General features: G+C 63.3%; 22 protein-coding genes. 11 read left to right on the top strand and 11 right to left on the bottom strand.

What is annotated here, in order from left to right:
• From Q6A48_RS24425 to Q6A48_RS24410, 4 genes are all read left to right on the top strand, one after another.
• The coding region (locus Q6A48_RS24425) for a transposase (RefSeq protein ID WP_304556984.1) at nt 1–540 on the top strand (540 nt) is incomplete at its 5' end.
• Nucleotides 541–880: 340 nt separating this feature from the next.
• Nucleotides 881–2,242 carry a cytochrome C gene (locus Q6A48_RS24420; protein ID WP_304556983.1) on the top strand — a complete coding sequence of 454 codons (1,362 nt, stop codon included), beginning with the start codon at nt 881–883 and terminating at the stop codon, nt 2,240–2,242.
• The gene (locus Q6A48_RS24415) at nt 2,239–2,748 is read left to right on the top strand and encodes a sorbitol dehydrogenase (protein ID WP_304556982.1); all 510 of its coding nucleotides are present in this window, start codon (nt 2,239–2,241) and stop codon (nt 2,746–2,748) included. The genes Q6A48_RS24420 and Q6A48_RS24415 overlap by 4 nt, the downstream gene beginning before the upstream one ends.
• Nucleotides 2,745–4,967: a GMC oxidoreductase gene (locus tag Q6A48_RS24410; RefSeq protein WP_304556981.1), complete on the top strand. Its 2,223-nt coding sequence runs from the start codon at nt 2,745–2,747 to the stop codon at nt 4,965–4,967. Before Q6A48_RS24415 ends, Q6A48_RS24410 begins: the two co-directional genes overlap by 4 nt.
• Nucleotides 4,968–5,123: 156 nt before the next feature.
• On the opposite strand, the gene Q6A48_RS24405 is transcribed toward Q6A48_RS24410, so the two are convergent.
• Complete coding sequence (locus Q6A48_RS24405; RefSeq protein WP_304556980.1) at nt 5,124–5,648, bottom strand: Mpo1 family 2-hydroxy fatty acid dioxygenase; 525 nt, start codon at nt 5,646–5,648, stop codon at nt 5,124–5,126.
• An 87-nt stretch (nt 5,649–5,735) separates the two neighbouring features.
• Here Q6A48_RS24405 and Q6A48_RS24400 point away from each other — a divergent pair, with 87 nt between their 5' ends.
• The 3 genes from Q6A48_RS24400 (at nt 5,736) to Q6A48_RS24390 (ending at nt 7,083) form a co-directional block, all read left to right on the top strand.
• The gene (locus Q6A48_RS24400) at nt 5,736–6,422 is read left to right on the top strand and encodes a Crp/Fnr family transcriptional regulator (protein WP_304556979.1); all 687 of its coding nucleotides are present in this window, start codon (nt 5,736–5,738) and stop codon (nt 6,420–6,422) included.
• 108 nt (nt 6,423–6,530) lie between these two features.
• On the top strand, nt 6,531–6,779 hold the full coding sequence (locus Q6A48_RS24395; RefSeq protein WP_304556978.1) for a helix-turn-helix domain-containing protein: 249 nt from the start codon (nt 6,531–6,533) through the stop codon (nt 6,777–6,779).
• The gene (locus Q6A48_RS24390; RefSeq protein ID WP_369811729.1) at nt 6,772–7,083 is read left to right on the top strand and encodes a hypothetical protein; all 312 of its coding nucleotides are present in this window, start codon (nt 6,772–6,774) and stop codon (nt 7,081–7,083) included. The genes Q6A48_RS24395 and Q6A48_RS24390 overlap by 8 nt, the downstream gene beginning before the upstream one ends.
• Nucleotides 7,084–7,158: 75 nt before the next feature.
• Here Q6A48_RS24390 and Q6A48_RS24385 read toward each other — a convergent pair whose 3' ends face one another.
• Nucleotides 7,159–8,169 (bottom strand): AraC family transcriptional regulator, encoded by a 1,011-nt coding sequence (locus tag Q6A48_RS24385; RefSeq protein WP_304556977.1) that lies wholly within the window; start codon nt 8,167–8,169, stop codon nt 7,159–7,161.
• 101 nt (nt 8,170–8,270) lie between these two features.
• On the opposite strand from Q6A48_RS24385, the gene Q6A48_RS24380 reads away from it, so the two are divergent.
• Nucleotides 8,271–9,344: a fatty acid desaturase gene (locus tag Q6A48_RS24380; protein ID WP_304556976.1), complete on the top strand. Its 1,074-nt coding sequence runs from the start codon at nt 8,271–8,273 to the stop codon at nt 9,342–9,344.
• Between the two features lie 189 nt (nt 9,345–9,533).
• Here Q6A48_RS24380 and Q6A48_RS24375 read toward each other — a convergent pair whose 3' ends face one another.
• From Q6A48_RS24375 to Q6A48_RS24365, 3 genes are all read right to left on the bottom strand, one after another.
• On the bottom strand, nt 9,534–12,038 hold the full coding sequence (locus Q6A48_RS24375) for a TonB-dependent siderophore receptor (protein WP_304556975.1): 2,505 nt from the start codon (nt 12,036–12,038) through the stop codon (nt 9,534–9,536).
• A gap of 85 nt (nt 12,039–12,123) precedes the next feature.
• The gene (locus tag Q6A48_RS24370) at nt 12,124–13,125 is read right to left on the bottom strand and encodes a FecR domain-containing protein (RefSeq protein WP_304556974.1); all 1,002 of its coding nucleotides are present in this window, start codon (nt 13,123–13,125) and stop codon (nt 12,124–12,126) included.
• Nucleotides 13,115–13,615 (bottom strand): sigma-70 family RNA polymerase sigma factor, encoded by a 501-nt coding sequence (locus Q6A48_RS24365; protein ID WP_304556973.1) that lies wholly within the window; start codon nt 13,613–13,615, stop codon nt 13,115–13,117. Before Q6A48_RS24365 ends, Q6A48_RS24370 begins: the two co-directional genes overlap by 11 nt.
• Before the next feature lie 252 nt (nt 13,616–13,867).
• Here Q6A48_RS24365 and Q6A48_RS24360 point away from each other — a divergent pair, with 252 nt between their 5' ends.
• Nucleotides 13,868–15,748: a methyl-accepting chemotaxis protein gene (locus Q6A48_RS24360; RefSeq protein WP_304556972.1), complete on the top strand. Its 1,881-nt coding sequence runs from the start codon at nt 13,868–13,870 to the stop codon at nt 15,746–15,748.
• A 352-nt stretch (nt 15,749–16,100) separates the two neighbouring features.
• Here the strand turns inward: Q6A48_RS24360 and Q6A48_RS24355 are convergent, their stop codons facing one another.
• From Q6A48_RS24355 to Q6A48_RS24335, 5 genes are all read right to left on the bottom strand, one after another.
• Nucleotides 16,101–16,565, bottom strand: a complete 465-nt coding sequence (locus Q6A48_RS24355; protein ID WP_304556971.1) for an SRPBCC family protein — start codon at nt 16,563–16,565, stop codon at nt 16,101–16,103.
• 30 nt (nt 16,566–16,595) lie between these two features.
• Nucleotides 16,596–20,102, bottom strand: a complete 3,507-nt coding sequence (locus Q6A48_RS24350; RefSeq protein ID WP_304556970.1) for an amino acid adenylation domain-containing protein — start codon at nt 20,100–20,102, stop codon at nt 16,596–16,598.
• Between the two features lie 10 nt (nt 20,103–20,112).
• The gene (locus tag Q6A48_RS24345; protein WP_304556969.1) at nt 20,113–21,045 is read right to left on the bottom strand and encodes a diiron oxygenase; all 933 of its coding nucleotides are present in this window, start codon (nt 21,043–21,045) and stop codon (nt 20,113–20,115) included.
• On the bottom strand, nt 21,042–21,818 hold the full coding sequence (locus Q6A48_RS24340; protein ID WP_304556968.1) for a DUF3050 domain-containing protein: 777 nt from the start codon (nt 21,816–21,818) through the stop codon (nt 21,042–21,044). Before Q6A48_RS24340 ends, Q6A48_RS24345 begins: the two co-directional genes overlap by 4 nt.
• 685 nt (nt 21,819–22,503) lie before the next feature.
• Nucleotides 22,504–23,196, bottom strand: a complete 693-nt coding sequence (locus tag Q6A48_RS24335) for a GntR family transcriptional regulator (protein ID WP_304556967.1) — start codon at nt 23,194–23,196, stop codon at nt 22,504–22,506.
• 269 nt (nt 23,197–23,465) lie between these two features.
• On the opposite strand from Q6A48_RS24335, the gene lapG reads away from it, so the two are divergent.
• A complete protein-coding gene (gene lapG, locus Q6A48_RS24330) occupies nt 23,466–24,089 on the top strand; it encodes a cysteine protease LapG (protein WP_369811728.1) in 624 nt (207 codons plus the stop codon).
• A gap of 14 nt (nt 24,090–24,103) precedes the next feature.
• Nucleotides 24,104–26,050, top strand: coding sequence for a cyclic di-GMP receptor LapD (gene lapD, locus Q6A48_RS24325; RefSeq protein WP_304556964.1), 1,947 nt, complete (start codon nt 24,104–24,106; stop codon nt 26,048–26,050).
• 244 nt (nt 26,051–26,294) lie between these two features.
• On the opposite strand, the gene Q6A48_RS24320 is transcribed toward lapD, so the two are convergent.
• On the bottom strand, nt 26,295–26,633 hold the full coding sequence (locus Q6A48_RS24320) for a tryptophan synthase subunit beta (protein ID WP_304556963.1): 339 nt from the start codon (nt 26,631–26,633) through the stop codon (nt 26,295–26,297).
• Nucleotides 26,634–26,812 lie beyond the last annotated feature (179 nt).

Here is a 26,812-nt window from a genome sequence, read left to right as displayed (position 1 = left end):
GACGCCCTCATCCAGCAGCGAGACGATAATCGCCGCCGTGCAAAGCAGGCGCAGTTGGCTCAAGTGCTGGAGACCTATCAAGCGCTGGACGTTGCGCTGAGGAGCCTGATCAAAGCAACGGACAAACGCATTGCCGAGCAATCTCGTCAGGTCGACTCAGAACTGCTTGAGCGACTGCGTGCCGTAAAGGGCTTGGGGCCTGTAACGATTGCCAGCCTGTTTTGCTATCTGCCTGAATTGGGCGACCTCAACCGCGCGCAGGTGGCTGCGTTGGCTGGGGTGGCGCCGTTCAATAATGACAGCGGCGTGAAAACCGGCAAACGCCATATCTACGGTGGGCGCAGAAGATTGCGCCGCGCAGCCTATATGTGTGCGTTGGTGATGGTCCGCTACAACGCTGATTTCAAAGCCCGCTATGCCAGGCTGCGCGCCAAGGGCAAGTGCGCAAAAGTGGCCCTGGTGGCGTGTATGCGGGTATTGCTGGTCCGGCTCAACGCGATGGTGCGCGACGGCACGCCGTGGCGGGATCAAACCGCTTGAGGCCCTCGGAGGGGGCCATTTGAGCCCGCAATAGCACCCAAAAGACGACCGCGGGTCGGGTGGGGGTGAAAGACAGTTGGCTCCCACAGTAGAACTTCAGTGAACACAATATTTGTGTATCTATGAAAATCCATTGTGGGAGCGAGCTTGCTCGCGATGGCGCCCTCACTGACACCCCGAGTCGAATCCGAATAACCCCACCCAAGCTTGCTTCGATTGGTTCTACTTCAACACCTTTTCCCCTCTCAAACCCTACCTAGACTCTGACTTGCCAGGAGGCAGTGAGAGTCCAATGACGGACCGGTGTTATCTCCTGGCGCCTGATGCCAAGGAGATGAGTATGAGAATGGAAGTCAGTCGGCACGGCCCAATTGGCTGTGCCTTGATAAGCGTTTTATTGAGCCCATCCGCCAGCGCCGCCCCCTCGTTGTCCCCCCAGATACCCTTCGATGTCACGGTGACCCAGCCCGTTTCACTGGCCAGCTTGCAAGCCAATTTCGATGAGCTGTCGTGGCAGACCTTCATCGCCCTGAACTGGCCGGCGCTGGACAATGGCAGCCCCAACACCGGCACGTCCATCGGCCAGCAGGATGGCGCCACGGTGTGGGAAAGCTGGAAAGAGAGCTACCAGATTTTCCGGCCCAAGGGCCAGGCGCCGCTGTCCTGGAACGCCCCGGCGAGCCTTCCCGAGGCTTGCAAGTCGCTCAAGCCCGGACGCCTGTTGCAGCAGATGGGCAAGGTGCCCGATGTGCTGGATGAATTCATCCAACCCTTCGAGAGTGGCCCGCTGGTGGACCAGAACGGTACCTACACGCGCAACGAAATCGTGGTCAACCAATCGATGTTCAACGGCATCGTCGACAACGGCCTGTACAGCGTCGAAGGCCAGCAGGCATTTTTCGCCGCCAATCCAAGCAACACCGTGGCCTTCAGCTGTGGTTCCACCGACGCCAAGCAAGTCGGCGCGGTGATGGTGAAAGCGTCGTGGAAAGTGTTGGGCCCCAACGACAACCGCCAGGATTTCCACACCGTCGATGCGCTGGTCTATACCCCGGGTAACAACGACCCGAGCCATGGACCGATCGTCGCGGAGTCGTGCGTGTCCGAGCCGGTCGGGTTGGTGGGATTGCACATGGTCCATAAGACGAGCAGCGCGGCGCAATGGGTCTGGTCGACCTTTGAACACGTGAACAACGTGCCGGAAAAAACCACTCCCGAAGCCCAGCGGACCGGGCCTTATCTGTTCTACAGCGCGGCCAGCAAAAGCGCCGTCAACCAGCCGCCGCCACGGCCATGGAACCCGGCGGTCAAGGCGACGCCCTCGCAGATCGTGCGGGAGATACCACTGACCGACGCCACCAAAAGCCTGAACGCCACCTATCAAGCGCAGCTACGCGCGGTGAACCCGCAGAGCGTCTGGGCGAACTATCAACTGATCAGTACCCAATGGCCGTCAGACCCGCCCAAGAACTGCCAGGTATCGGCCGCCAACCCGTTGGGCAGTCCGGCGCCGCTGTTCCTGGCCAACGCCACGCTGGAAACCTACATCCAGGGCACCGTGCCCCAGGCGTCCTCCAGTTGCATGGCCTGTCACGGCAATGCGGCCACCCATGTCACCGAGTCACCGCGCACCAGCTTCGCGGATTTCACCTATTTGCTCGAACGTGCACAGTCCACTGGCGGACAAGGAGTCAAACCATGAGCAGTGATCTGGACAATTTCGTGGGCCTGTCATCGGCCCTGACCGGCATTCCCACGGATCGGTTGGCACCGGCGATCGACCAGGTGGGTTTACCACCGACTTTTCTCGCGTTCATTACCCCGCGTATCACTGCCGAAGTGCTCGACGCCTTGCTGACTCAGTACGCCACGCTGGTGGCCGAGCACAAGTCCCCCGACCAGATCGCCAAGGCGGTGCTGATGGACGGGTCGCGCCCCGCTGTCACGCAGACTGCCCGCGCGGCGCGTTCGATCATGAAGCTGTGGTTGCTGGGGGTCTGGTATCAGCCCTATGCCACCGGCAGCTACAAATCGACCGATTCGACGGTGGTGTCCGACCAGGCCTACATCCAGAGCTGGGCCTGGAAAATCGCCCAGGCCCATCCCATGGGCTACAGCGAGATGTTCTTCGGCTATTGGAACACTACGCCTCCGAGTCTCGAGGACTACACCGGCGTGCCCGCCAACGGCCAGGGAGCCTCGTCATGAGTACCGAACAGGCAGAGGTGGTCATCGTTGGCGCAGGGCTGGCCGGCAGCATCATCGCTTATCAGTTGGGCATGGCCGGTGTCGATGTGCTGATGCTCGAATCGGGTCCGGAGGTCCCGGCCAACCGGGCGCAGTACCTGGAGCGCTTCTACACGGCCACCCTGAAAACCCCGGAATCGCCCTATCCGCCGGTGTCGACCCTGGATACGCCGCGCGATCCGAACAAGGAAAATGCGCCCCGGGCGACCATCGCCGACCTGATCCTGCTCAAGGACAAGCCGCAATTCAGCTACTTGGTGCAGAAAGGCCCGTTGCCCTTCAACAGCACCTATGAACGGGTGGGCGGCGGCACGACCTGGCACTGGGTCGGGACGTGCCTGCGCATGGTACCGAACGATTTTCGCCTGAGGAGCAAATACGGCGTCGGGGTGGACTGGCCGATCGGCTATGACGATCTGCAAAGCGCCTATTGCCGGGCGGAGGCGGAAATCGGGGTGTCGGCCAATGTCGCCGACCAGGCCTACCTGGGCATGACCTTTCCCGAGGGCTATTCATTCCCGATGCACGGCATTCCGCTGTCGTTGGTCGATGGCAGCTTTGTCAGCGCCGTGGCTGGCCAGACCTTCGACGGCTTGCCGCTGGTGGTCAGTCCGACGCCGGCCGGCCGCAACGCCCAGCCCTACGCCGGGCGCCGGGTATGTGCCGGCAATACCAACTGCACGCCGATCTGCCCGATCCAGGCCAAGTACGACGCGACCGTGACCCTGAACAAGGCCTTGGCCACCGGCAAGGTCCGGGTCCTGTATCGGACCGTGGCCAGCAAAGTGAACGTGGGTCCTGACAAGAACATCAATGGCATCGAATTCAAGCAATATCAGCTTGGCGAGGGGCCGCAGACGGGAACCGGCGTGGCCATCGGGCAGCGCTACGTGATTGCGGCCCATGCCATTGAAACCCCTAAATTGCTGCTCAACTCCAAGACCCCGGCCTGGCCCGAAGGGGTGGCCAACAGCAGCGGCCAGGTGGGGCGCAGTTTGTCCGATCACCCGATCTACCTGGCGTGGGGGCTGATGCCGGAAGGCAAGACGGTGTTTCCGTACCGTGGCCCGGTGTCCACGGCGGGCATCGAGAGCTTGCGCGACGGCGACTTCCGCAGCCAGCGAGCGGCATGGCGCATCGAAATAGGCAATGAGGGCTGGAATTGGCCGGTGGGCGATCCTTACGTCACCGTGGCGGATTTTGTCGATGGCGATAACAACAGCTGCACCAACCCGTTGCCGTCGAAAGAGAACCCGCCACCGCCCACTGAAGCGCTCTACGGCACGGCCCTGATTCAACGGCTCAATGATTTGTTCATCCGCCAGTTTCGGATCGGCTTTCTGGTGGAACAGGTGGAAGAGCATCCCGACCAGGCCAACAGCTATATCGTGCCCTCGACTGACAATCTCACCGACGGGCTGGGCATTCTTCGGCCGGAGATCCACTACGACCTGTCCGATTACACCAAGGAAGGTTTCAGGCAGGCGAAGATCCTGGCGAGCCACATCATTCAGGACTTGCTCGGTGCCGTGGAGCTGACGGCACCCATTGGCCAGGGGGTCTTCAGGTACAAGGACGAGGACTACAGCTTCCAGGGCGCCGGGCACCTGATGGGGACCTATCGCATGGGCGATGACCCCACCAAGTCGGTGGTGGACAAGTACCAGCGCAGTTGGGACCACAAGAACCTGTTCCTGGTGGGCGACGGCGTGTTCCCCAGTACCGGCACGTCGAACCCGAGCCTGACGATCGCGGCGCTGTCGTTCCAGGCCGGGGACACTGTGGCCAACGACCTGAAGGCGGTGACGATGCAGGTTCGATCCACTATCGCCTGGCAAGGCACCGGCGTGCAGGTCAACGGGTTGGTACCGCGCCTGGTTCGCTACGTCAGCGGGCTATGGTGCGCCAGTCCCCAGGGCGGCAATGTCGATGGGAACGGTGGCTCCAGGCACATCGACTACAGCAGCTATGCCATGCCCGGTGCTGCCGAAGGGGCCTTGATCGGCCGCGTGGGCGATGGTGGGAAGCCATTCCTGGTGGGCGATCTGGCGCAGGTGCCTGCCACTGAGCAAGGCGAACTGCAGTTGTGCATCAATGATGACCTGACCGGGCAATACGGGTCTGGCTTGAGCGATAACACCGGCGCGTTGACGATACGGGTGGAGTTTGGTGCGCTGTAACGCTTGAGCGGCAAGGCCTGGCGCTTGGGGGAGCGAGCTTGTGGGAGCAAGGCTTGCCCGCGATGCAAACACCTCGGTATAGCTGATAGACCGAGGCGATGCTTTCGCGGGCAAGCCTTGCTCCCACAGCGGGGGAGACGGGTGTTGCATTGTCCTTCAGGCCGCCGAGCGCTGGTTGCGCAATGCCACCGGCCCGGCGCGCTTCTCGATGGCTTGTTTCAGGTCGTGCCTGAGGCCGAGCAGGAAGCCGGCTTCCACCACCACGAACAACGGCCCGACGATCAGCCCGGTGAGGTCGTCGACGAACGCGGGCTTGCGGCCTTCGTAGTGGTGGCCGACGAACTGGATCGCCCAACCCACCACGAACATCCCCAGGCCACTGCCCAACCATACCGAAGTGCCTTGTGCGGCCAGGAATTGGCCAAGCCATACGGCCAGGCCCAGCAGCACGGTCATCAGCACCCCCAGGCGCAGTTCCAGGCGCAAATAGAACCAGGCACTGGCGATGGCCACCAGCAGCGCCGGCGATACCTGGACCGCCCCCACTGCCCAGCCTGGCCGTGACAGCAGCACGGCGACGGCGACGAAGATCAGCGGGATACCGATGAAATGGCTGGCGATGTTGCGTGGGTCGCGGTGGTAGGCGGCGTATTGACTGAGATGATCGACGAGGCTTTTCATTGTTGTTCCTCCTGAGGTGATGCCTGCATGATGCCCAGGTTCGACGCGGTGTTCTGTCAGCTAGCCGACACTTGTCCCGGAGTTACCATGAATTCGCACCCCTGGCACTCGCACCTGATGGCCGGCCACTGGTACAGCCATTTGCCTGTCGAGTTGCAGAATAGCCTGCTGGACATGTCACGGGTGCGCCGGGTGCCGCCGGGGCACCCGCTGTTCCGCCGCGGCGACCCGCCCTGCGGGCTGTACGCCGTGCTGGAAGGCGCGGTGCGGATCGGGGCGGTGAGCGAGCAGGGCAAGGAAGCGCTGCTGAGCGTGGTGGAGGCGCCACACTGGTTCGGTGAAATCTGCCTGTTCGACGGCCAGCCGCGCACCCATGATGCAGTCGGCATCGGCCAGTGCACGCTGCTGCACCTGCCCCAGGCGCCATTGCTGGCGTTCCTGCAGGCGCAACCGATGTACTGGCGGCACCTGGCGTTGCTCATGAGCCACAAGTTGCGCCTGACCTTCATCAACCTCGAACACCTGAGCCTGATGCCCGCCCCGGCCCGCGTGGCCCATCGGTTGCTGCTGATCGCCGAAGGCTACGGCGAAATCGAACCGGCGCGCCAAGTCCTGCAACTGCCCCAGGAACAACTGGCGCTGATGCTTTCGCTGTCGCGCCAGACCACCAACCAGATCCTCAAGGACCTGCAAGCCCAGGGCATCCTTCACCTCGGCTATGGCGAGATCGAGATCCTCGACCTCGAACGGCTGCGGGCGCTGGCCGCATCCTGAGGCCCACGGGATGCGTATACGCGCTACACTTCTCCTGGCTTGAATTAAATACAATGCATAAAGCAAAATTTTCCAGTTTTGCATTGCATACGATGCGGAAAACCCACTATGAAAACGCTTGGCGAAACGATCAGACGCCTGCGCAAAGAGCGAAACCTGTCCCAACAGGCGCTGGCCGCGCAGTACGGCATGAGCCGCGCCACCATCTCGGGCATTGAAAACGACACCATCCCTGAAGTAGGGATCCGCAAGGTGGAAGCGATCCTCAATGGATTTGGCTACGAGCTTGCGGCTATCCCGCGCCCATCGAGGCGGCCTACCCTTGACTCGTTGAAAAAGGGCGCTTTCCATGACTGACGAGCGGGAACTGGATCGATTACGGGTTTCGTATATCCGCAATGACAACATGGCGCTGTTGCTGGGCGGCTCGAAAGCTTGGCCCAAGCACAAGATGCTGATGCGGTTCGGCCGTTCTGCCTGCAACCTGAGTGAAGGGCGTTGCAATGAATTGATGGAGCAAGTGCTCCATGGAATGGACCTTGCCAGGGCAGAGATGCGTCGATACATGGACGACAACCCCAGGTTCAGGGCAACGGGGCAGGCCATGCTCGAAGCATGGACGGCGGGGCTGGCACGGAGCTTCAAGCCCTCCGGCGGTTGATCTTCACCAGCGGGCTCGCTCTTGCGGACACCGCCTGTGTGCGAGCCTGCTCGCGAAGGGGGGGCCAAGCGCTGCCTATCCCTGGCGCAACCCCTCCCGAAATTGCCCGGGTGTCATCCCGGTCCAGCGCTTGAAGGCGCGGCTGAAGCTGCTGGTGTCGGCAAATCCCAACAGATAACTGACTTCGGCCAGCGAGCAATGCGGGTCGCGCAGGTGCAGCAACGCCAGGTTTTCCCGGCATTCGTTGAGCAACGCGTCGAAGCGGCAGCCTTCGTCGGCCAGGTGTCGTTGCAGGCTGCGCAGGCTCAGGTGCATGGCTTGGGCGATGCGTTCGGCGCTGGGTTCGCCTTCGGGTAACTGGGCTTCGATGGCCGCGCGCACCTTGCGCTCCCAGGTCAGTGGCTTGAGCTGGGCGAGGGTGCGTTCAAGCACCGTTTCGTTGTGTTCGGCCAGTTCCGGGTTGGCGTCGTCCAGATGGCTGTCGAATTCGTTCAGGTCGAACTCCAGGCAATCCTGTGCCGCGGCGAAATGCACGGGGCAGCGGAACACCTTGTGCCAGGGGCCGGGGTCCGCGGGTTCCGGGCGCCGCAGGTACACCGCCAACGGCGCGTAATCGCGGCCCAGTCGGTTGCGGCAGGTGCGCACGTAGATCGCGGCGAACGCGTCGATGGCTTCGTAGGCCGGTGCTGGATTGCACGCGGGTACGTCGAGACTGAAGCGGTAGCGGTCTTCGCCCCGGCTCAGTTGCAGGGTCAAGGCGTCGCTGACCACCGGGTGATAGCGCACGATCCGTTCGAACACTTCCCGCAGGCTGCCGCTGGCGACCAGGGCGTAGCCGAGGGCATGAAACGTGGTGGGGCTGACGAAACGCGACACGCGCAGGCCGATCGCCGGGTCGCCACTGGCCTGCACCGCCAATGCCCACAGGCGCGTCGTCGCCGAGAGCGGGTAACGGGCATTCGGGTCGTCCATCCGCTGCGGGTCGAGGCCGGCCTCCAGGCACAGGGCATGGCTGTCCAGGCCCAGGGCATCGAGCTGTTTGCGCAGGGCGCGGGTCCAGCTGGCGAGTGAGGTCGGTTCGGGCATGGCGATTGGCGCTTGCAGTCAACAGGTTGGCGTATACGGCTACCACCCCATGGGACAACGCCCGGCAGGATGAGCACATCGATAACCAGAGGATGTAAGCCATGCACGGCCGTTGCGCAAGTCCCGAGCGATTGAATGCACAAGAACGATCCGCCCATATTCGCCAGGTGGTGTTGGCCCGGGGCGAAGAATTGCGCCGACGCTACCCGATCCTGCGGCACCAGGATGCGATCGGGGCGGGCATCCTGGTGTTCGCCTTGGCGGGGATGATCGGTTCGGCGCTGCTCTACCTCAACGGCGAGCTGGCCGGGTGGGCGTGCCTGCTGCTCAATGCCTTCTTCGCTTCGCTGACCCACGAGCTGGAGCATGACCTGATCCACAGCATGTACTTTCGCAAGCAACGCCTGCCCCACAACCTCATGATGGGCCTGGTGTGGCTGGCCCGTCCGAGCACCATCAACCCCTGGATCCGTCGTCACCTGCACCTCAACCACCACAAGGTGTCGGGCAGCGAGGCCGATATGGAGGAGCGCGCCATCACCAACGGCGAACCCTGGGGCGTGGCGCGGTTGCTGATGGTGGGCGACAACGTGATGTCGGCCTTCATTCGCCTGCTGCGGGCCAAGACCTGGGCCCACAAGCGCAGCATTCTCAAGCGCACGCTGAAGGTTTATTTCCCCCTGGCGTTGCTGCATTGGGGGGCGTGGTATGGGTTTCTCGGTTTCCACGGGGCCAACGGCATCGCCGGCCTGCTGGGGATGTCGATCGATTGGTCGGCGAACACATTGGCGGTCATGCACGTGATCGACATCGCGGCGGTGGTGATCATCGGTCCCAACGTGCTGCGGACCTTCTGCCTGCATTTCATCAGTTCGAACATGCATTACTACGGCGACGTCGAGCCGGGCAATGTCATCCAGCAGACCCAGGTACTCAATCCCTGGTGGTTGTGGCCGTTGCAGGCGTTCTGCTTCAACTTCGGCAGCAGCCACGGGATCCATCATTTCGTGGTGAAGGAACCGTTCTACATTCGCCAACTGACGGTGCCGGTGGCCCACAAGGTGATGCGCGAGATGGGCGTGCGGTTCAATGATGTCGGCACGTTCGGGCGGGCGAACCGGTTTGTGCGGGAAGAGGGGGTGGTGCGGGACGAAGGGGATGTGGTGCGGGTTTGAGACGCACCCCCTCAGGCCTGAAAAACGTACCTTGTGGCGAGGGGATTTATCCCCGTTGGGCCGCGAAGCGGCCCCAAGAATTGGAAGTAGTCAGGCCCGACACACCGTGGCACGGGTCTTGGGGCTGCTCCGCAGCCCAGCGGGGATAAATCCCCTCGCCACAGAGGGATGCCGGGGCTCAAGAGTGGCTCAGAACTGGTAACTCACCGTCGCCGCCACATTGCGCTCCTCACCCAGGTAGCAGTAGCTCAGGCTGGCGCACGAGGCGACGTAGTGCTCGTTGGTCAGGTTGTTCGCATTCAGGCGCACGTCGACGCCTTTCAACCCGACCTTGCCCAGGTCATACCCCACCGAAGCATCGAACAGCGTGTAGGACGGCACTTTCGTGGTGTTCTCCGCGTCAGCCCAGCTGTAGCCGACATAGCGCACGCCGCCGCCCAGGCGCAGGCCGTCGAGTGCGCCGCTGTCGAAGCGGTAGTCCGCCCAGAGCGAGGCCATGTGGCGGGGCGCCTGGGTCGGCGAGTTGCCCTTGTTTTCGATGATGTCGGTGGCGCTGCTGAGGGTGCTGATCATCGATTTCGAGTATTCGATGTCGGTAAAGGTGTAGCTGCCCAGCACCTTGAACTGCTCGGTCAGTTGCAGGTGCGCTTCCAGTTCCAGGCCCTGGGAGCGCACGGCGCCGATGGCGCGGTAGAAGTTTTCCTGGGGCAGCTTGGTCGCCAGGTTTTCCTGGTCGATGCGAAACAGCGAGGCCGTGTACAAATCATCCGTGCCCGGCGGCTGGTATTTCAGGCCCAGTTCCCATTGCTTGCCGTCGGTGGGGGGCAGCGGGTTGCCGGCGCTGTCGGCGTAGGAGTTGGGGTTGAACGACTCGGAATAGCTGATGTACGGGGCCAGGCCGTTGTCGAACAGGTACAGCGCCCCGGCGCGACCGGTGAGCTTGGTGCGCTTGTCGTTGATCTCGGTGCCTTGCGGGCGACCGGCTTCGGCAACGCGGTTTTCATCCGACGTTTCCACCCAGTCCTGGCGCAGGCCAAGGGAGAAGCGCCACTGGTCCATTTCGACCAGGTCTTGCAGGTAGACGCCGGTCTGTTCCAGGCGCCGCAGGTAGCTGGTGGGGCTGAAATAGGTGATGGCCGAGTTGCCGTAGGTCGGGTCGAAGGCGTTGATCGGCGCCAGGCTGCCGCTGGTCCAGTCGACCACGGTCTTGCGGCGCTGGTAGTCGGCGCCCATCAGCACGGTGTGCTTGGTCGCGCCGGTAAGGAATTCGGCTTGCAGCATGTTGTCGACGATGAAGGAATGGAGCTTTTCTTCGGCGCCGGTGTAGTAGCGGTTCAACTCGTTGCTGGTGGGCGTGGTCCAGCCGTAGGCGTAGACCTGGTCGTTCTTGACCTCTGAATCCAGGTAGCGGAAGTTCTGTCGCGCCGTGAAGACGTCGTTGAAGCGATGTTCGAACTGGTAGCCGAACGACTGCTGGTCGCGTTCATATCGGTCCACGCCAGGCTCGCCCTCGAAGAAGTGCTCGGAGATCCGCCGGCCATTGCGCGAATGCAGCGTGCCGTCGGCCGGCATGCCGCCGTGGTAGCCGCCGTCCGGGTCATGCTGCAGGTAGGCCTGGAGGGTCAGCGAGGTGTCTTCGCTGAAATCGATGTTCACCGTGGGCGCGAGGGCGAAACGCTTCTCCTGGTTGTGGTCGAACTGGGTGTCGGAGCTGTCCGCCAGGCCGATCAACCGATAGGTGATGCGTTTGTCGTCGTCCACCGGGCCGGAGAAGTCGAAGCCCATGCCCCGTTGGCCTTGTGTGCCGACCGTGGCCTGGACCTGGTGATAGGCCTCGTACAGCGGTTTCTTGCTGGTCAGCGCCACCAGGCCGCCGGGCGAACTGCGGCCGTAGAGCACCGAGGACGGGCCCTTGAGGATATCCACCCGCTCCAGGAAATAGGGGTCGACCTGCATGGAACTGTAGGTCCCGCTGTCGCCCATGGACTTGAGGCCGTCCAGGTAGATGTTATCCACCGAGCCGTCGTTGAAACCGCGCATGGCCACGTAGTCATAGCGGTGGGTCGCGCCGTACGGGTTGGTCAGTACGCCAGGGGTATAGCGCATGGCCTGGGACACGGTTTGCGCACCCTGGTCATCCATTTGCTCGCGGGTGACCACGGACACGCTTTGCGAGGTTTCCCGCAGGGCGGTGCTGGTTTTGGTGGCGATCTGGCTGTGGGTGGCGTTGTAGCCCTCCATGCTGCCCAAGGCGTTGCCCAGCGCGAAGCCCTTGATGTCCGTGGTCGGCAATTCCAGCGTGTTGGCCGCGGGCGCGGCTTGCAGCACGTAGCTGCTGGCGTCCTGGCTGACGGCCACCAGGCCCGATCCGCTGAGCAATTGGCTCAGGGCCTGGTCGGGCGAATAGTCACCCTGGAGCCCCGGCGATTGGACGCCGCTGGTCTGTGCCGGTGTGCTGGCCAGGGTGATCCCCGCCTGGCGGGCGAACTGATTCAATACGTCGCCCAAGGGCCCGGCGGCGATGTCGTAGCGCTGATGGCTGGCCGCCACCTCACGGTCGGCGGCGACCGCCAGCAGCGGCAGGGCGCCGGCACCCAGTACGGTAGAAAACAGTGCGGCGTGGATCGCCTGGCGCAACAGGCCCGGTTGCGTGCGGCGGCCGAGGGAATTGCGGTGGAGTAAGCGCTCAGTCATTGTGGGTTCCATTGGAGTCGCTGAAGGCAGATAAGCGTTGCTTACTGTCCTAGCCGGACACTGGCCCGAAACCCGCCAAAAAAAATCAAGCCAGTCGTTCCACGGTGACCCACCACCGGGTCCGATAACGAATCTGCACCGGGAGCGTACGGGGCAGGACAGCCAGCAACCTGTCGGTGTCCTCCAGGCGGAACACCCCCGACAGACGCAGATCGGCGATGGCCGCCGCGCACTTCAGGACGCCCGGGCGGTAGCGGCCCACCTCATTGAGAAAGTCCTCCAGGCGCATGTCGCGCGTGACGATCAACCCGTTCGTCCAGGCGTCGGCGTCCATGTCCGGCGGTGGCGCCTGTATCGCCGTCGACGGGGTGACCACATAGCTTTGCCCCGCAGTCACCTGGATGGGCGCACCGCTGTCGCTGGCGTGGGAGCGGATCGCCACGGTGCCGCGAATGACGCTCAAGCGCGTGCAGTCGCTGTCCTGGCGCACCACGAAGCGTGCTTCCACGGTCTCGAACAGGCCATGGCGGCTCTGGACCCGTAAGGGCCGCTGGGGATCGCGGCTGCAAGTGAGCATGATTTCACCGCGTACCAGGGTCACCCAGCGATGCTCGGCGTTGAAATCCAGGTTGGCGGCGCTGTGGGTATTGAGTTCCAGGCGGGTGCCGTCCGGCAGCTGGAAACCGCGTCGTTCACCCGTGGCGGTGGCGAAGTCCGCACTCCACGGTTGCCATGGCGCAGTCTTGCCCAGCCAGGCGACGCCACCCACCAGCACCACGCCCGACAGCAGCTTCAGGGCCTGGCGACGGGCGAGGCGTCGGGCACTGTTTTCCAGGGTGTCGAGCGCGGTGTGGACGCCGGGCACGGCCCGCAGGTTCGTGGTCAGCTCGCTGTGCAGCGATTGCACCCGCTGCCAGGCCAGTTCATGGGCCTGGTCGGCGGCGCGCCAGGCGTCGCACTGTTGGCGCAGGGCGGGATCGGGGCCCTGGTTGCGCAGGCGCAGCAGCCAATCGATCGCGTGCCTGACCACTTGTTGCGACGGGCCATTGCGATGGCCCCGGCCGTTATCCACCGGCTCAGCTTTCATAGCGCAACACATAGCAGTGGTACAGCGCATCGGCGACATACCGCTCCACCGAGCGCAACGAAATGCCCATCTGTTCGGCGATCTGTTTGTAGGTCAGGCCCTCGCACTGGGCCAGGACAAAGGCTTTGCGGACCTTCGGCTTGAGGCCTTCGAGCATCCGCGCGATGGCTTCCAGCAGCTCCAGGATCAAGGCCTGGGCTTCGGCGCCCGGGGTTTCGGCGGGCGGCAGGTGGGCGATGGTCTCGAGGTAGGCGCGCTCGATTTCTTCGCGCCGCCAATGATCGATCACCAGGCCTTGGGCGATGGTGCGCAGGAATGCCCGCGGCGCCTTGAGCTCCACGCGCTCGCTGCGTTGCAGCAGGCGGACGAACGTGTCCTGGGCCAGGTCCGCCGCATCGGCGGCATTGCCCAACCGGGTGCGCAACCAGGTATTGAGCCAGCCGTGATGATTGCTGTAGAGCGCCTGTACTGCAAACTCGGGAGATGACATGAACGCGACGGGCCTGGTGTTACAAATGATAATAGGTCGCATTGTCATCATGGCCCGGTGAATTTGCAACCACCGTTCGCGCCGCTGTGCCTTCCGTCGTCCGTTTCCAAGTCGCGCTCATTTTTTCCGGCGTCTGGCCGACAGCTTGATATGCGTGCACCAAAGTGGAGCGGACCCCTGTCCCGCCCGCGCTGTTACATGGATCGTTGCAACCGGAACGCAACCCCACTCCCTGCATAAGAAGCCTCGTCGATGAATTTGAAGTTCAGCCACAAAATCCTTCTGGCCGCCTCTGGTGTGGTGGTCTTGGCGTTTGCCCTGTTCACGCTCTACAACGACTACCTGCAACGCAACACCATCGGCCGCAGCCTCGAATCCTCCATCGAACAATCCGGCGACCTCACGGCCAGCAGCGTTCAGAACTGGATGAGCGGGCGTGTGCTGGTGCTGGAGAGCCTGGGGCAGAACATCGCGCATCAGGGTGCCAGCGCCGACCTGGCGGGGCTGGTCGACCAACCGGCGCTGACCTCCAATTTCCAGTTCACCTACGTGGGCCAGGCCAACGGTGTGTTCACCCAGCGCCCTGACGCCAAGATGCCCGACGGCTACGACCCGCGCCAGCGGCCTTGGTACAAGCAGGCGGTCATCGCCGATAAAACCATGCTGACCCCGCCGTATTCGGCCGCCGTGGGTGGCCTGGTGGTCACCATCGCCTTGCCGGTGAAGAAAAACGGTGAACTGCTGGGCGTGGTGGGCGGCGACCTGAGCCTGGATACCCTGGTGAAGATCATCAACTCGGTGGATTTCGGCGGTATCGGCCATGCCTTCCTGGTCAGCGGCGACGGTCAAGTGATCGTCAGCCCGGACAAGGACCAGGTGATGAAGAACCTCAAGGACATCTACCCGGGCACGCCGGTGCGCATCGGCAAGGGAACCCAGGACGTCGAGTTGAACGGGCAGGACCGTATCCTTTCGTTTACCCCGGTCACCGGGCTGCCGGGTGCCGAGTGGTACATCGGCCTGTCGATCGACAAGGCCAAGGCCTACGCGCCGCTGAGCCAGTTCCGCACCTCTGCCCTGATCGCGATGTTTGTCGCGGTGGCGGCCATCGCCTTGTTGCTGAGCCTGTTGATCCAGGTGTTGATGCGTCCGCTGACCACCATGGGCCGCGCCATGCAGGACATCGCCCAGGGTGAGGGCGACCTGACGCGTCGCCTGGTGGTGCAAGGCAAGGATGAGTTCGCCGTATTGGGCGGCTCGTTCAACCAGTTCGTCGAGCGTATCCATGCCTCGATTTGCGAAGTCTCTTCCGCCACCCGCCAGGTGCACGACCTGTCGCAGCGGGTGATGTCCTCGTCCAACGCCTCGCTCGTGGACTCGGACGAGCAGAGCGCCCGCACCAACAGCGTGGCGGCGGCGATCAACCAACTGGGCGCCGCGACCCAGGAAATCGCCCGCAATGCCGCCGACGCCTCGCAACAGGCCAGTGGCGCCAGCGAACAGGCCGACGATGGCCGCCAGGTGGTGGAAAAAACCATCCAGGCCATGACCGAGCTGTCGCAGAAGATCAGCCTGTCCTGCACCCAGATCGAGACCCTGAACGCCAGCACCGACAACATCGGCCACATCCTGGACGTGATCAAGGGCATCTCCCAGCAAACCAACCTGCTGGCCCTGAACGCGGCCATCGAAGCGGCTCGTGCCGGTGAAGCCGGGCGTGGTTTTGCGGTGGTGGCCGATGAAGTGCGCAACCTGGCGCACCGCACCCAGGAATCGGCGGAAGAAATCCACAAGATGATCACCTCGCTGCAGGTCGGCTCCCGTGAAGCGGTGACCACCATGAACGCGAGCCAGGTCTCCAGCGAAGAAAGCGTGGAAGTCGCCAACCAGGCCGGCCTGCGCCTGATCAGCGTGACGCAGCGCATCGGCGAGATCGACGGGATGAACCAATCGGTCGCCGCGGCCACCGAAGAACAGACCGCGGTGGTGGAAACCCTCAACATGGACGTCAGCCACATCAACCTGCTGAACCAGCAAAGCGTGGCCAACCTCAATGAAACCCTGAAGGATTGCGATGCCTTGTCCCAACAGGCCAATCGCCTGAAGCAGTTGGTGGACAGCTTCAAGATCTGACCCAGTCGCAAGCCTACCCCACTCCCTGTGGCGAGGGCTGGGCTGACGCCATCGCGAGCAAGCTCGCTCCCACAGGGGATTGGGAGTGAGCCTGGATGCTGGGTTCACTCAATTCAATGTGGGAGCGGGCCTGCCCGCGAAGACGGTCGCCCAGGCAACTCATTCATTGCCTGACCCTCCGCCATCGCGAGCAAGCTCGCTCCCACAGGGGGTTGGGAGTGAGCCTGGATGCTGGGTTCCCTCAATTCAATGTGGGAGCGGGCCTGCCCGCGAAGACGGCCGCCCAGACAACTCATTCATTGCCTGACCCTCCGCCATCGCGAGCAAGCCCGCGCCCACCAGGGATTGGCGCTTACTTGAACATCCCCTGCACCTTGCCCATCGCCTCATCGGCGAAGCCTTGCAGGAAGTCCCTGAAGCCCGATGGGGTGTGGGCGTCGGTGTGGTCGGCGATGATCGTCCAGGTGGCGCGGCAACGGTTATCCGCCAATGGCTCGACGCGCATGGCCGCCCACAGGTTGTCGATGCCCAGGGTGTTGTAGATCAGTGTCCAGGTCATGTGCATCGCCTGGTCGTCGCGGCTGTTGAGCTGTTCCACCACCAGGTTTTGTCCATCGGCGAAGAACTTCTTGCGCAGCGACCTCACGCCTTCTCCGGTCATTTCGATACGTTCGAGCGCCGGAATGAAACGGTTGAAACCGCCAAAGTCACCCACCAATTCCCAGACCTGTGCCGCGTCGGCCGCTACCTCCACCGAGGTTTCGACCTGGCAGGCTTGAGGATTCTTGATCAGGGTGTCGGGTTGAAATGCATTCATGGTCTTGCTCCTTGCTTGGGTTGGATTGCTTCAGATGAAATCGATGGCTTTGAGATAGTCGGCGCCGCGCCGTAGCAGGTCCGGGGATTTTTCCGGGTAGCGAGCGCCCATCTGCCGCACGCCGGTCCGGGCGTTGTCATGGCGGATCAGCGAGATGTCGCCGATGTCCTCCTCGAACCCGTTGAGGTAGAAACCCAGAACGCCGAACAGCGCGTTGTTGGCATCGACCCGGCCCAGTTGCCGTTGCCAGTCGGCGACGCTCACCAGGGAAAACTCCCGGCCGCTGTCGCGGAACGACGCCACATAGGCATCCCAGCTCAACGGCTCGGGGTTGTGCAGGTTGAACACCGCCTGCGCTGGCTGGTAACGGCTGGCGTGGAAGGCGATGAAGCGGGCCAGGAAGTCCACCGGCATCAGGTCGAAATTGAGCGACAGGTCGGGCACCTGGCCAAGCTGGATCGACCCCTTGAGCATCAGCATCAGGCGGTTCTTGTGGGGCTGGCAGACCCCGGTCTGGCTGTTGAAGCTGATGTTGCCGGGGCGAAACAGGTTGACCCATACGCCGCGCTCCCGGGCCCGTTGCAGGATCCGTTCGCCGACCCACTTGGACAGGTTGTAGCCATTCTTGATGTAGATCGGCGGCGTGGGCGCGGCGGGTTGTTCCAGCACCTGGCCGTCGGCATCCAGGGCGCTGGACGCCGACAGCGTGGAGACGAAGTTGAAGATTTTCTTGCTGCGCCCCTCGCACAGGCGCAGGCATTCGAAAATCGGCTCCACGTTGTCCCGCGCCAACGACTCGTAGTCGAGCACATGATTGACGTGGGCGGCGTTGTGCACCAGTGCCCCGAACGTGCGGTCGATACGGGCGTAGACGTCGTCCGGCAGGCCCAGTTGCGGTTGGGTGATGTCGGCGGCATGGACGCTGACACGGCTCAGGTCCAGGTGGGTCAAGTGGTTGTCCTGCAAGGCCCGGGCAAAGCGTTGCGCCGCGCTTTGCCCGGCGCTGGCGCGCACCAGGCAGGCGACTTCGGTGGCGCCCCAGGCCAGTAATGCCTCGACGATGTGCACCCCGAGAAAGCTGTTGGCGCCGGTCACCACGACCTTGTGCACGTCACCGCACTGGCTGATGGGCAGCGGATCGAGGTTGAGCTCGGCCTCGGCATCGATGAATGCCTGGGGGCTGAGGGTCGACGTTTCGTTCTGCTCGGGGCCGTCGAGCAACTTCGCCAAGGTCAGCAGCGTCGGCGCCTCGATGAAGCGGTTGATCGACAAGCTGCGCCCGAACGCCTGGCGAATGCCCAGCAACAGTTGCGACAGCAGGATCGAATGCCCGCCCAGGTTGAAGAAACTCTCATCCGTGGCGATGTCTTCGGCCGGCAGTTCCAGCAAGTCCGCCCACAGCTGCTGCAGCTGCGTCTCCAGCGGGGTTTGCGGTTGTCGTCGCGGGCCGCCGGCCTGGACCTGCACCGACATCGCAAGCAAGGCGCGGCGGTCCACCTTGCCGTTGCTGGTATAGGGCAGGCTCGGCAGTTCGACGTAGGCCACCGGGTGCATGTAGCTGGGCAACGAATCCTGCACATGCTCGCGCAAGGCCTGGAGTGCGGCGCCGGGGCGCTCCTCCTCGGGATGCACCAGGAACGCCAGGATCCGCCGCCGCTCATCCACGCCCACCGCCACCTGGCGAAACAGCTGGCGCTCGCGCAGGCAGTGTTCGATTTCTTCCGGCTCGACCCTGAAACCGCGGATCTTCACCTGGTTATCCCGACGGCCGCAGAGCTCGATGCCGTTGTCGGTCCACTGGCCGATATCGCCGGTGCGATAGGCCCGCACCGTTTGCCCGGCCGGCAGCGCCAGGTCGAGGTAACGGGCAGCGGTCAGCGTCGGATCGTTGAGATAACCCAGGCCAACCCCGGGCCCGGCGATGTACAGCTCGCCGGGCGAGCCTTGGGGCACCGGTTGCCGGTGCTCGTCCAGGATCAGCACCTGGGCGTTGGCGATGGGGGCGCCCAGGTTGCGGTTGCTGTCGCCGACAGCGAAGGGCCGCGTGGTCGCCAGCACCGTGGTTTCGGTCGGGCCGTAGATGTTGTGGAACGCACACTGGGGCGCGAGGCGCTCGATCACGAACGGTTCGCAGACGTCTCCGCCGGTGATCAGGTGCGACAGGCCCAAGGGCTCGTCGAGCGGCATCACGCTCAACAGCGCCGGCGGCAGGAAGGCGTGGGTGACCTGTCGGGCGTGCATCAGCGCGACCAACTGCTGCGGGTCGCGCCGGTGGTCTTCGCTGGGCACCACCAACAGGGCGCCGTGGATGAACGTGGGCAGGATATCCAGCAGCGATGCATCGAAGTTGATGGTGGAAAACTGCAGTGCCCGGCTGTCGCGCTGCAACCCGACGTAATCGCCGTACCACGCGCAGAAGTGGCTGAGGTTGCGATGGCTCAGCAATACCCCCTTGGGCTGGCCGGTGGTACCGGAGGTGTAGATCGCCACAGCCGGCTCGTCGCCTTTCACCGCGCGCCGGAGCAACGAAGCCGGGAAACCGGGCCGGGGGGTCGGCAATCGCAGCACATCCAGCGTCGGCAACGCGAGTTCGCCCAAGTCACTGTCGCCGGCATGCAGCAGCAGGTCCGCCTTGGCGTTCTCCAGGATGAAGCGCCGACGTTGCGCCGGGTGCTGCGGGTCCAGCGGCAAGTACACCGCCCCGCACCCCAATACCGCCAGGATCGCCGCATACAGGTGCGCGGATTTGGGCACGCAGACACCGATCACCTTGTGGGAGGAAGGCTTGCCCCCGATGAACGATGACGCGGTTTGGTTGAGCGCATCGGTGCCCTCATCGCGGGCAAGCCTTGCTCCCACGGGTTCGGCGTTCTGCAGTATTTCCAGCATCGGCTCTTGCACCCGCAGCGCCAGGCTGCGCAAGGCCTTGTAGTCGATGAAGTGTCCGTCGACCCACAGCGCCGGCTGCGTGCCGTCGTCAAGCATGCGCTGCTCGATGTCGTGCATCACCGGCACGTCGGCGGCGGCCAGCAGCCAGGGCATGGGCGGTCGGTTGAGGCGGTGCTCGAACGCCAGCGGCTCCAGCGCATCGAGCCCTTGCAACGGCTCGGCGAGGGTGTCGCCCTGCACCGTCGGCCAGTGTTCGAAACAGGTTTCATCCCGCGAGAACTGGCTGGCCAGCTGCGCCACCTGCTCGACCACTGTCGCCTGCGTGCGCAACCGCAAGGATTGACCGTTGCCGGAGCCTTCCGGAGCGATCGGCGCCAGGCCTAACAACCGCTGGCGACTGTCGCGAATGACCACGGTCGGTCGCGGCAAGGGCTCGTCGGGTAGCCTGCGCAGGGCCACGCGCACTTCAAGGCGCACGCGGGCTTCAAGGGCGCATGGCACCGTACCGTCATCGATCAACAGATCGACCGCGACGGGCGCGGCCGATGAGCGAAGATCCACCACACCATGGCCGTGCAATTCCAGTTCCTTGGCCAGTTCGGCCATGGCCTGGCTGCTGCCAGGCACTGCAATGTCGAGGCGTCTCATTGAAAGCTCCTCATGGGGTCAGGTAATCGGCGAGGGCGTCACGCACGCAGGGGGACGCGAGCATCGAGCTGCCGCGAAAGAACCGCGTGATATTGCCCACCAGCGGATGGAAGCGATTGATGGGGTAGGCCAGCGCGCTGGCGTCTTCGCGCAGGGCCTGGCGGACCGATTCGTCGACGGGCAGGTGCGCGATCAGCTCGAAATCGAACGCCTGCTGCAGGTCGCTCGCCAGGTACTCGGCGATGAAGCCGGGCATCAGCTGTGCGATTGCGGCGCGATCCTCCTCCGGCGCGGTGCGCCAGTACATCTGCACCAGCCGGGTCCAGAACCCCGAATGCCGGCCTTCATCGAGCAAGTGGTCGGCCATCAGGCCCTTGATCGAAGCCTTCACCGAATCATCCCGGGCGAAGGCCGCGACTTCGTTGGTCACCGTGTTTTCGGCGATGGCGATGCAGATCAGCTCCACGGCGCTGAGCAAATGCTCCGGCGCCCGGGCCAGGGTCGCCGGAATTGCCCGGCTCAGTTCGATCTGCGTGGGCAAGGGAATCGGCGTGATGCCGGTCATGTCGATGGTCTGCTGCATGAAGTCCATCGCCACCAGTGCGTGGTAATCCTCGTCCACCACCACGGTCATCGCGTCGTAGCGACAGGGGAACGGAAACTCGATGCCGAAGCGATTCTTGGCGATGCGTCGGGCGGTGTGGTCCACCAGCTCGGTCTCGAAAATCACCACGTCGTTGATGAACTTGTACAGGCTCTGCACCAGCACGAAATCGCGCAGCGGCGCACAGTGGCGGAGGAAGGTCTGGCTGTGCACCAGCGGTTGGCGGCTCATGGGGAAGATCAGCTTGTCGTCGTCCTCGACCCGCCGCCGTGGCCGGGTGCGGATCGTGGCGCGGCTTTCCCAGGCGTCGGCGAACGATTGATAGGCGACGGCGTTCATGGGGTCACCTGCGCGACCGCTTGGGTCATGCTTGCGCGCAGGCCATCCCACAGGGCCGCGCGGCTGTGCACTGCGGCGAGCGCGGCAGCCAGCACTTCGGTCTCGCGCTGCGGGTCGCCGTCGATCAGCCGCGCCAGCAGTTTCTCCGCCGCCGGGCCGTGGTCTTCGGAGTCCACCTCGATGTGCCGCTGCAGGTAGTAGCGAAAGGTCGGCGCCTGGTCCAGGCCGATGCCCCAGGCGTCCAGCATGCGCTGGAACATCTGCGGGATGACGCTCTCGCGGCCATGCACGAACGCGGCAGCCACGCTGTGGGCCGGCGCATGCAGGGCGGTGTGCAGGGTCTGGCGAACGAATCGCGCCGCCGCGGGCTCGACTTCGACGCTTTCCAGCGCGGTCTCGGGGCTCACGCCTTCCTGTTGCAGGGTGATGAATCGCTCGATGGCGCGGGTGTCCGCGCCGACCTCGCGCATGGCGTCCAGGTACAGCTCGAAATGGCTGCAATAGCCGGCGCCAGGGCGATCATCCGACTCTTCGCCCAGGACGATTTCGTTGATCAGGCGAGCCGAGTGCGGGTCGGCCGGTGGCAACCAGGGCAGGTGGACACAGGTCAGTTCCCGTTGCAGGCGCTTGGTCAGGGACATGAAATCCCACACCGCGAATACATGGCTTTCCATAAAGCGGCGCAGCAGATCAATTGATGTTATTTCAGAAAAAACCGGGTGTTGGCCAAGTTCGTGTTTTTTCAGAGATAGTTGTTCTTTGGTGGGCTGCATTGGAACGTCCTCATCAATGATAGTTGTCCGGCAGGTGGCTCGAATCTTTCAGATAGGCGAGCGGGTGCCTGAACCGGAATCCATGAATTACCCAAGTGGCTCAAGCATTCGCTTACTGTACGTATTGCGGGTCTTTAGTGCCTGTATACAGGCGTTGTTGCGCGTTTAAACAGCCGGTAACAATCCGGCGAATAAAAAACTAATACACGAAACAAGTGCGCGGCAAGTTATTTTTTAATTATTTAAAGTTGAGTATTTATCGGGCGCGAGGGAAGTTATTAAAACTTTGGAACTAAGTTTTATTGAGGCGAAGAAGCTCCTTCCGATGGATAACGATCAGAATCGAATCAATCGAGTGAATGCCTCACTCGGAGCACTTCAGGGATCGGGAAGTTAGAAAGTCTTATGTTTAAGGGGGACGACGGTCGGACATCCGATCATCCCGCCGGTTGGACGACGCTCCTTGCGTGTGGGCTTCGATTCGCCTGGTTTCAGCCAGGCACTGACTGCGACAGGTCTGTTCTTTTAATCGACAAACGCAAGAGTGAGCCCAAATCGATGGCAGTGCCATTGGACTGAGAAGGCGAGGTGTCGCGGCCGCAGCCATGCCGCGCCGCGCAGGTCATTCGGTGGGTAGGAAGGATATGTAAGAAATTAATACGCCGGCCTGATCGCCGGCGCAGGCTCACGCGTTCGACGTTTGTTCCAGGTAGCGGCGTATGGTGACGGCGGCTTTTTCCAGGTGCTGCTCCAACAGGCTGACCGCGGTATCGATGTCTCTGGCCGTCGCGGCTTCAAGCAGGGCACGGTGGTCGTCCTGGGTCAGCTTGCCCAAGCCCATGGACGACAAGTGAAAGCGCAGGAAACGCTCCTCTTCGTTGAGTTCGTGCTCGATCAGGTCCAGCAGCTTGGCGTTGGGCGCCTTGTGGTAAAGCGACATGTGGAACAACCGGTTGAGCTTGCCGATCTCGGCGTGGTCGGTTTGCGCTTCCAACAGCTCGATGTAGCGGGCGGCCTGGGCCAGGTCGTCGGCGTCCAGCAGCGGAATGGACAGGCGTAAGGCGAAGGCTTCCAGGACCGAGCGCAGGGCGTAGGTCTCGACCGCGTTGTTGGTGATCAACGGCGCCACCACCGCGCCCTTGTGCTGGACCACATTGAGCAGCGATTGCGCTTCGAGCTGGCGCAACGCTTCGCGCACTGGCATGCGGCTCACGCCGAACAGGTCGGCCAGTTCCTGTTGGCGCAGGGCCGTGCCGCTGGGCAGTCGCCCGTCGAGAATGGCTTCGCGCAGGGATTCTTCGATGATCGAACGTGCCTTGTCAGCGGGAATGGGTCCGTTGACCTGGATAGTGCTGAGCGGTCTGGGCTTCTGGGTCACGACAACGCATCCTGACGAGTAGTGGAGAATGGATCCAAGGGAACATTAATAACAGCTTCGCAGGCCGTCAAAGACTTGTGGCGTCGGATCCTGAACTAGAGTTTAGTCTGCTTGGGGCGATTGCATCCTGCCATTGTCTTTTGCCGGGCCAGGCTTCACCATCCAACGATTTCCAACGGCCCTTTTCGGACGTATTTCCCTTGGCTGCACCTTTCCCTGTTCCCAGGTCCTTGCGTTGGTTGTGTTCGGCAGTCTTGCTGGCCGGCCTCATGCTGGGCGGCCTGCAGGCGGACTGGGACTTCGCGCAGATCAGCCGGCGGGCCCAGGCGCTCTACGGGCCGCTGGGACAGGGGCAGCAACGCATCGATGCCTGGCAGCAATTGCTGGCGACCCAGAAGCAGATTCCCGAACTGGAACAGCTCAAGGTGGTGAACCTGTTCTTCAACAAGCAGGTGCGCTACGTGGAAGACATCGACCTGTGGCATGAGGTGGATTACTGGGAAACCCCGATCCAGGCCTTGTGGAAGGGTGCCGGCGATTGCGAGGACTATGCCATCGCCAAGTACTTCAGCCTGCGCCATCTCGGGGTTTCCAGTGACAAATTGCGCATCACCTACGTCAAGGCGTTGCGCCAGAACCGTGCGCACATGGTGCTGACCTATTACGCCACGCCCGAGGCGATGCCGTTGGTACTCGATAGCTTGATCGACGGCATCCAGCCGGCCAGCCAGCGGACCGACCTGTTGCCGGTCTACTCTTTCAATGCCGAAGGGCTGTGGCTGCCGGGCGCCAAGGGCAACAAGAAAGTGGGTGATACCAAGCGCCTGTCCCGGTGGCAGGATGTGTTGAAAAAAATGCAGGCCGAAGGTTTTCCGGTCGAGACGACTAACTAGGAGCGCGCGCTCAGATGTCCTTGTTCAAACAGCTGTTGATCGCTATCTGTCTGTTCCTGGTGGTTGCCTTCAGTGGCAGCTTCATGGTCAGCCTCGAGAGCTCGCGGACCCAGTACGTCAACCAGTTGCGCTCCCACGCCCAGGACGCGGCCACGGCGTTGGCGTTGTCGCTGACGCCGAACATCGATGACCCGGCGATGGTGGAGTTGATGGTCAGCTCGATCTTCGACAGCGGCTACTACGCCAGCATCCGGGTGGTCGACGTGGCCACCGACAAGACCCTGGTCGAGCGCACCGGCACCCCGGACGCCGGCAGCGTACCGCAGTGGTTCGTCAAGCTCATCGGCCTGGAGCCGGCGGGGGGCGATGCGATTGTCAGCCGCGGTTGGGAACAGGCGGCGCGGGTCGAAGTGGTCAGCCACCCGATGTTCGCCCTCGCCAAGCTGTGGCAGAGCGCACTGGGCAGCCTGGGCTGGTTGTTGTTGTGCGGCGCCGTCAGTGCGGTGCTGGGGGCCTTGCTGCTGCGCCGCCAGCTCAAACCGCTGGATTACATGGTGCACCAGTCCCACGCCATTGCCCGGCGCGAGTTCCTGAGCTTGCCGGAGCTGCCGCGCACGCCTGAACTGCGCCGCGTGGTCCAGGCGATGAACCAGATGGTGGAGAAGCTCAAGGCGCTGTTCCATGAGCAGGCCGAGCGCAGCGAGAAACTGCGGGTGGAGTCGTATCAGGACAACCTCACCGGGCTTGCCAACCGGCGCTATTTCGAAATGCAGCTCAATGCCCGGGTGAGCAACCCGGAGCAGGCCAGCTCCGGTTACCTGCTGTTGTTGCGGGTCAAGGACCTGGCCGGCTTGAACCAGCGCCTCGGCGGCCAGCGCACGGACCAATTGCTCCAGGCGGTGGGCGAGCAATTGCTGCGTGAAAGCGCCCGCTACCCGGAAACCCAGAACCTGGTGACCCGTATCCGGGGCGGCGAATTCGCCGTGCTGGCGCCGGGCCTGGTGCGCGAGGAAGCGCTGCAACTGGCGCAGAACCTGGAAAGCGCACTGTCGAGCCTGCACGCCACCGGCGCGACCGACGTGGCATCGGTGGCTTCCATCGGCCTGGCCCCTTTCGTCCACGGCGACTCGCCGCAAGCCGTGCTCCAACTCGGCGACCAGGCCCTGGCCCAGGCCGAAAGCCAGGGCGAGCCGAGCTGGGCCTGCCTGGACCACAGCGCGGTCACCCGCGTGGGCGACGACCACCACGCCTGGCACACGTTGCTCGACCAGGCCCTGAGCCAACAGCGTTTCGAGTTGTATTTCCAACCGGTGGTGGCGGCCCAGGACACCGCCATGGTGCTGCATTACAAAGTCTTGTCGCGGTTGCTCGACGAACAGGGCCAGACCATCCCCGCCGGGCGTTTCCTGCCCTGGCTGGAGCGCTTCGGCTGGACGGCGCGGCTGGACCGCCTGATGCTCGAGCAAGTGCTCAGGCAAATGGCCGGGCACGACCAGTCCCTGGCGTTGAACCTGTCCTCTGCGACCCTGGGCGACCCGCAGGCGTTGAACAAGGTCTTTGAAATCCTGCGGGCGCACGCCAACCTCGGCCCGCGCCTGACCCTGGAGATCGGTGAGGAGCAATTGCCGGAACAAGCGGTGCTGGAGCAATTGACCCGGCAGCTGCGCGAGCTGGGGTTCTCGTTGAGCCTGCAGCGCTTTGGCGGTCGGTTCAGCATGATCGGCAACTTGTCGCGGTTGGGGTTGGCCTATCTGAAGATCGACGGCAGCTATATCCGCGCCATCGATCAGGAGAGCGACAAGCGCCTGTTCATCGAGGCCATCCAGCGTGCGGCCCACAGCATCGACCTGCCGTTGATCGCCGAGCGGGTGGAAACCGAGGGGGAGCTGGCGGTGATTCGGGAGATGGGGTTGTTTGGGGTGCAAGGGCAATTGGTTGGGGAGCCCAAGCGCTGGGGGTGAGGCTTTGTGCCCCGATCGTGGGAGCGAGCCTGCTCGCGAAGGCGGTAGCCCTCACAACCCAAAACCCCTGTGGCGAGGGGATTCATCCCCGTTGGGCTGCGTAGCGGCCCCTGAAGGATTGAAGGTGAACAGCCTGATACACCAAAGCGACTGCTTTTAGGACTGCTTCGCAGTCCAGCGGGGATAAATCCCCTCGCCACAGGATTTCGTACCTGCCCGGAATGCGTCAATCCAGGCGACAGGCCTAGATCAACCCCTTCTCATCATCATCGATCAGTCGGCTCAGCCCGCCCAGGGCGACCCGTGCCTGGTTGCGGTCCATCAGTTTGGCCTGGGCCGCCGCTGGCAGGTCGGTGACGCGGATGACGCCTTTGCTGGTCAGCACCTGGATCAAGTCGTCGAGTACCCGGATCATCTCCAGGTCGCTCTGCTTGAGTTGCTTGAGGCTGTTTTCCACCGCCTGGTTGGCAAACCAGTCCTGGATCTCGTGGTTGTCGGCCGGCAGGGTTTCGGTGGCCTCGGCATAGGCGATGGCTTCTACGCGCACCAGCAGGCCTTGTGCATCGCGTTGCACATAAAACATCGGGCATCCCTCATGTATGAAGCGGCGTCATGCTGGGCAGCATAGGCCAACTGTGGGGGAGTGAACACTTATCGTGGGGGGGGGGGGGGCGGCGCGGGGCCGGGGGGGGGGGGGGGGGGGGGGGGGGGGGGGGGGGGGGGTGGGGGGGGGGGGGGGGGGGGGGGGGGCGCGGGCGGGGG

The sequence above is a fragment of the Pseudomonas citrullilanati genome (assembly GCF_030580855.1).
Taxonomy (GTDB): domain Bacteria; phylum Pseudomonadota; class Gammaproteobacteria; order Pseudomonadales; family Pseudomonadaceae; genus Aquipseudomonas; species Aquipseudomonas citrulli.
Note: the sequence above shows the minus strand (reverse complement) of the source record. Positions and strands in the feature narration are given on the sequence as shown.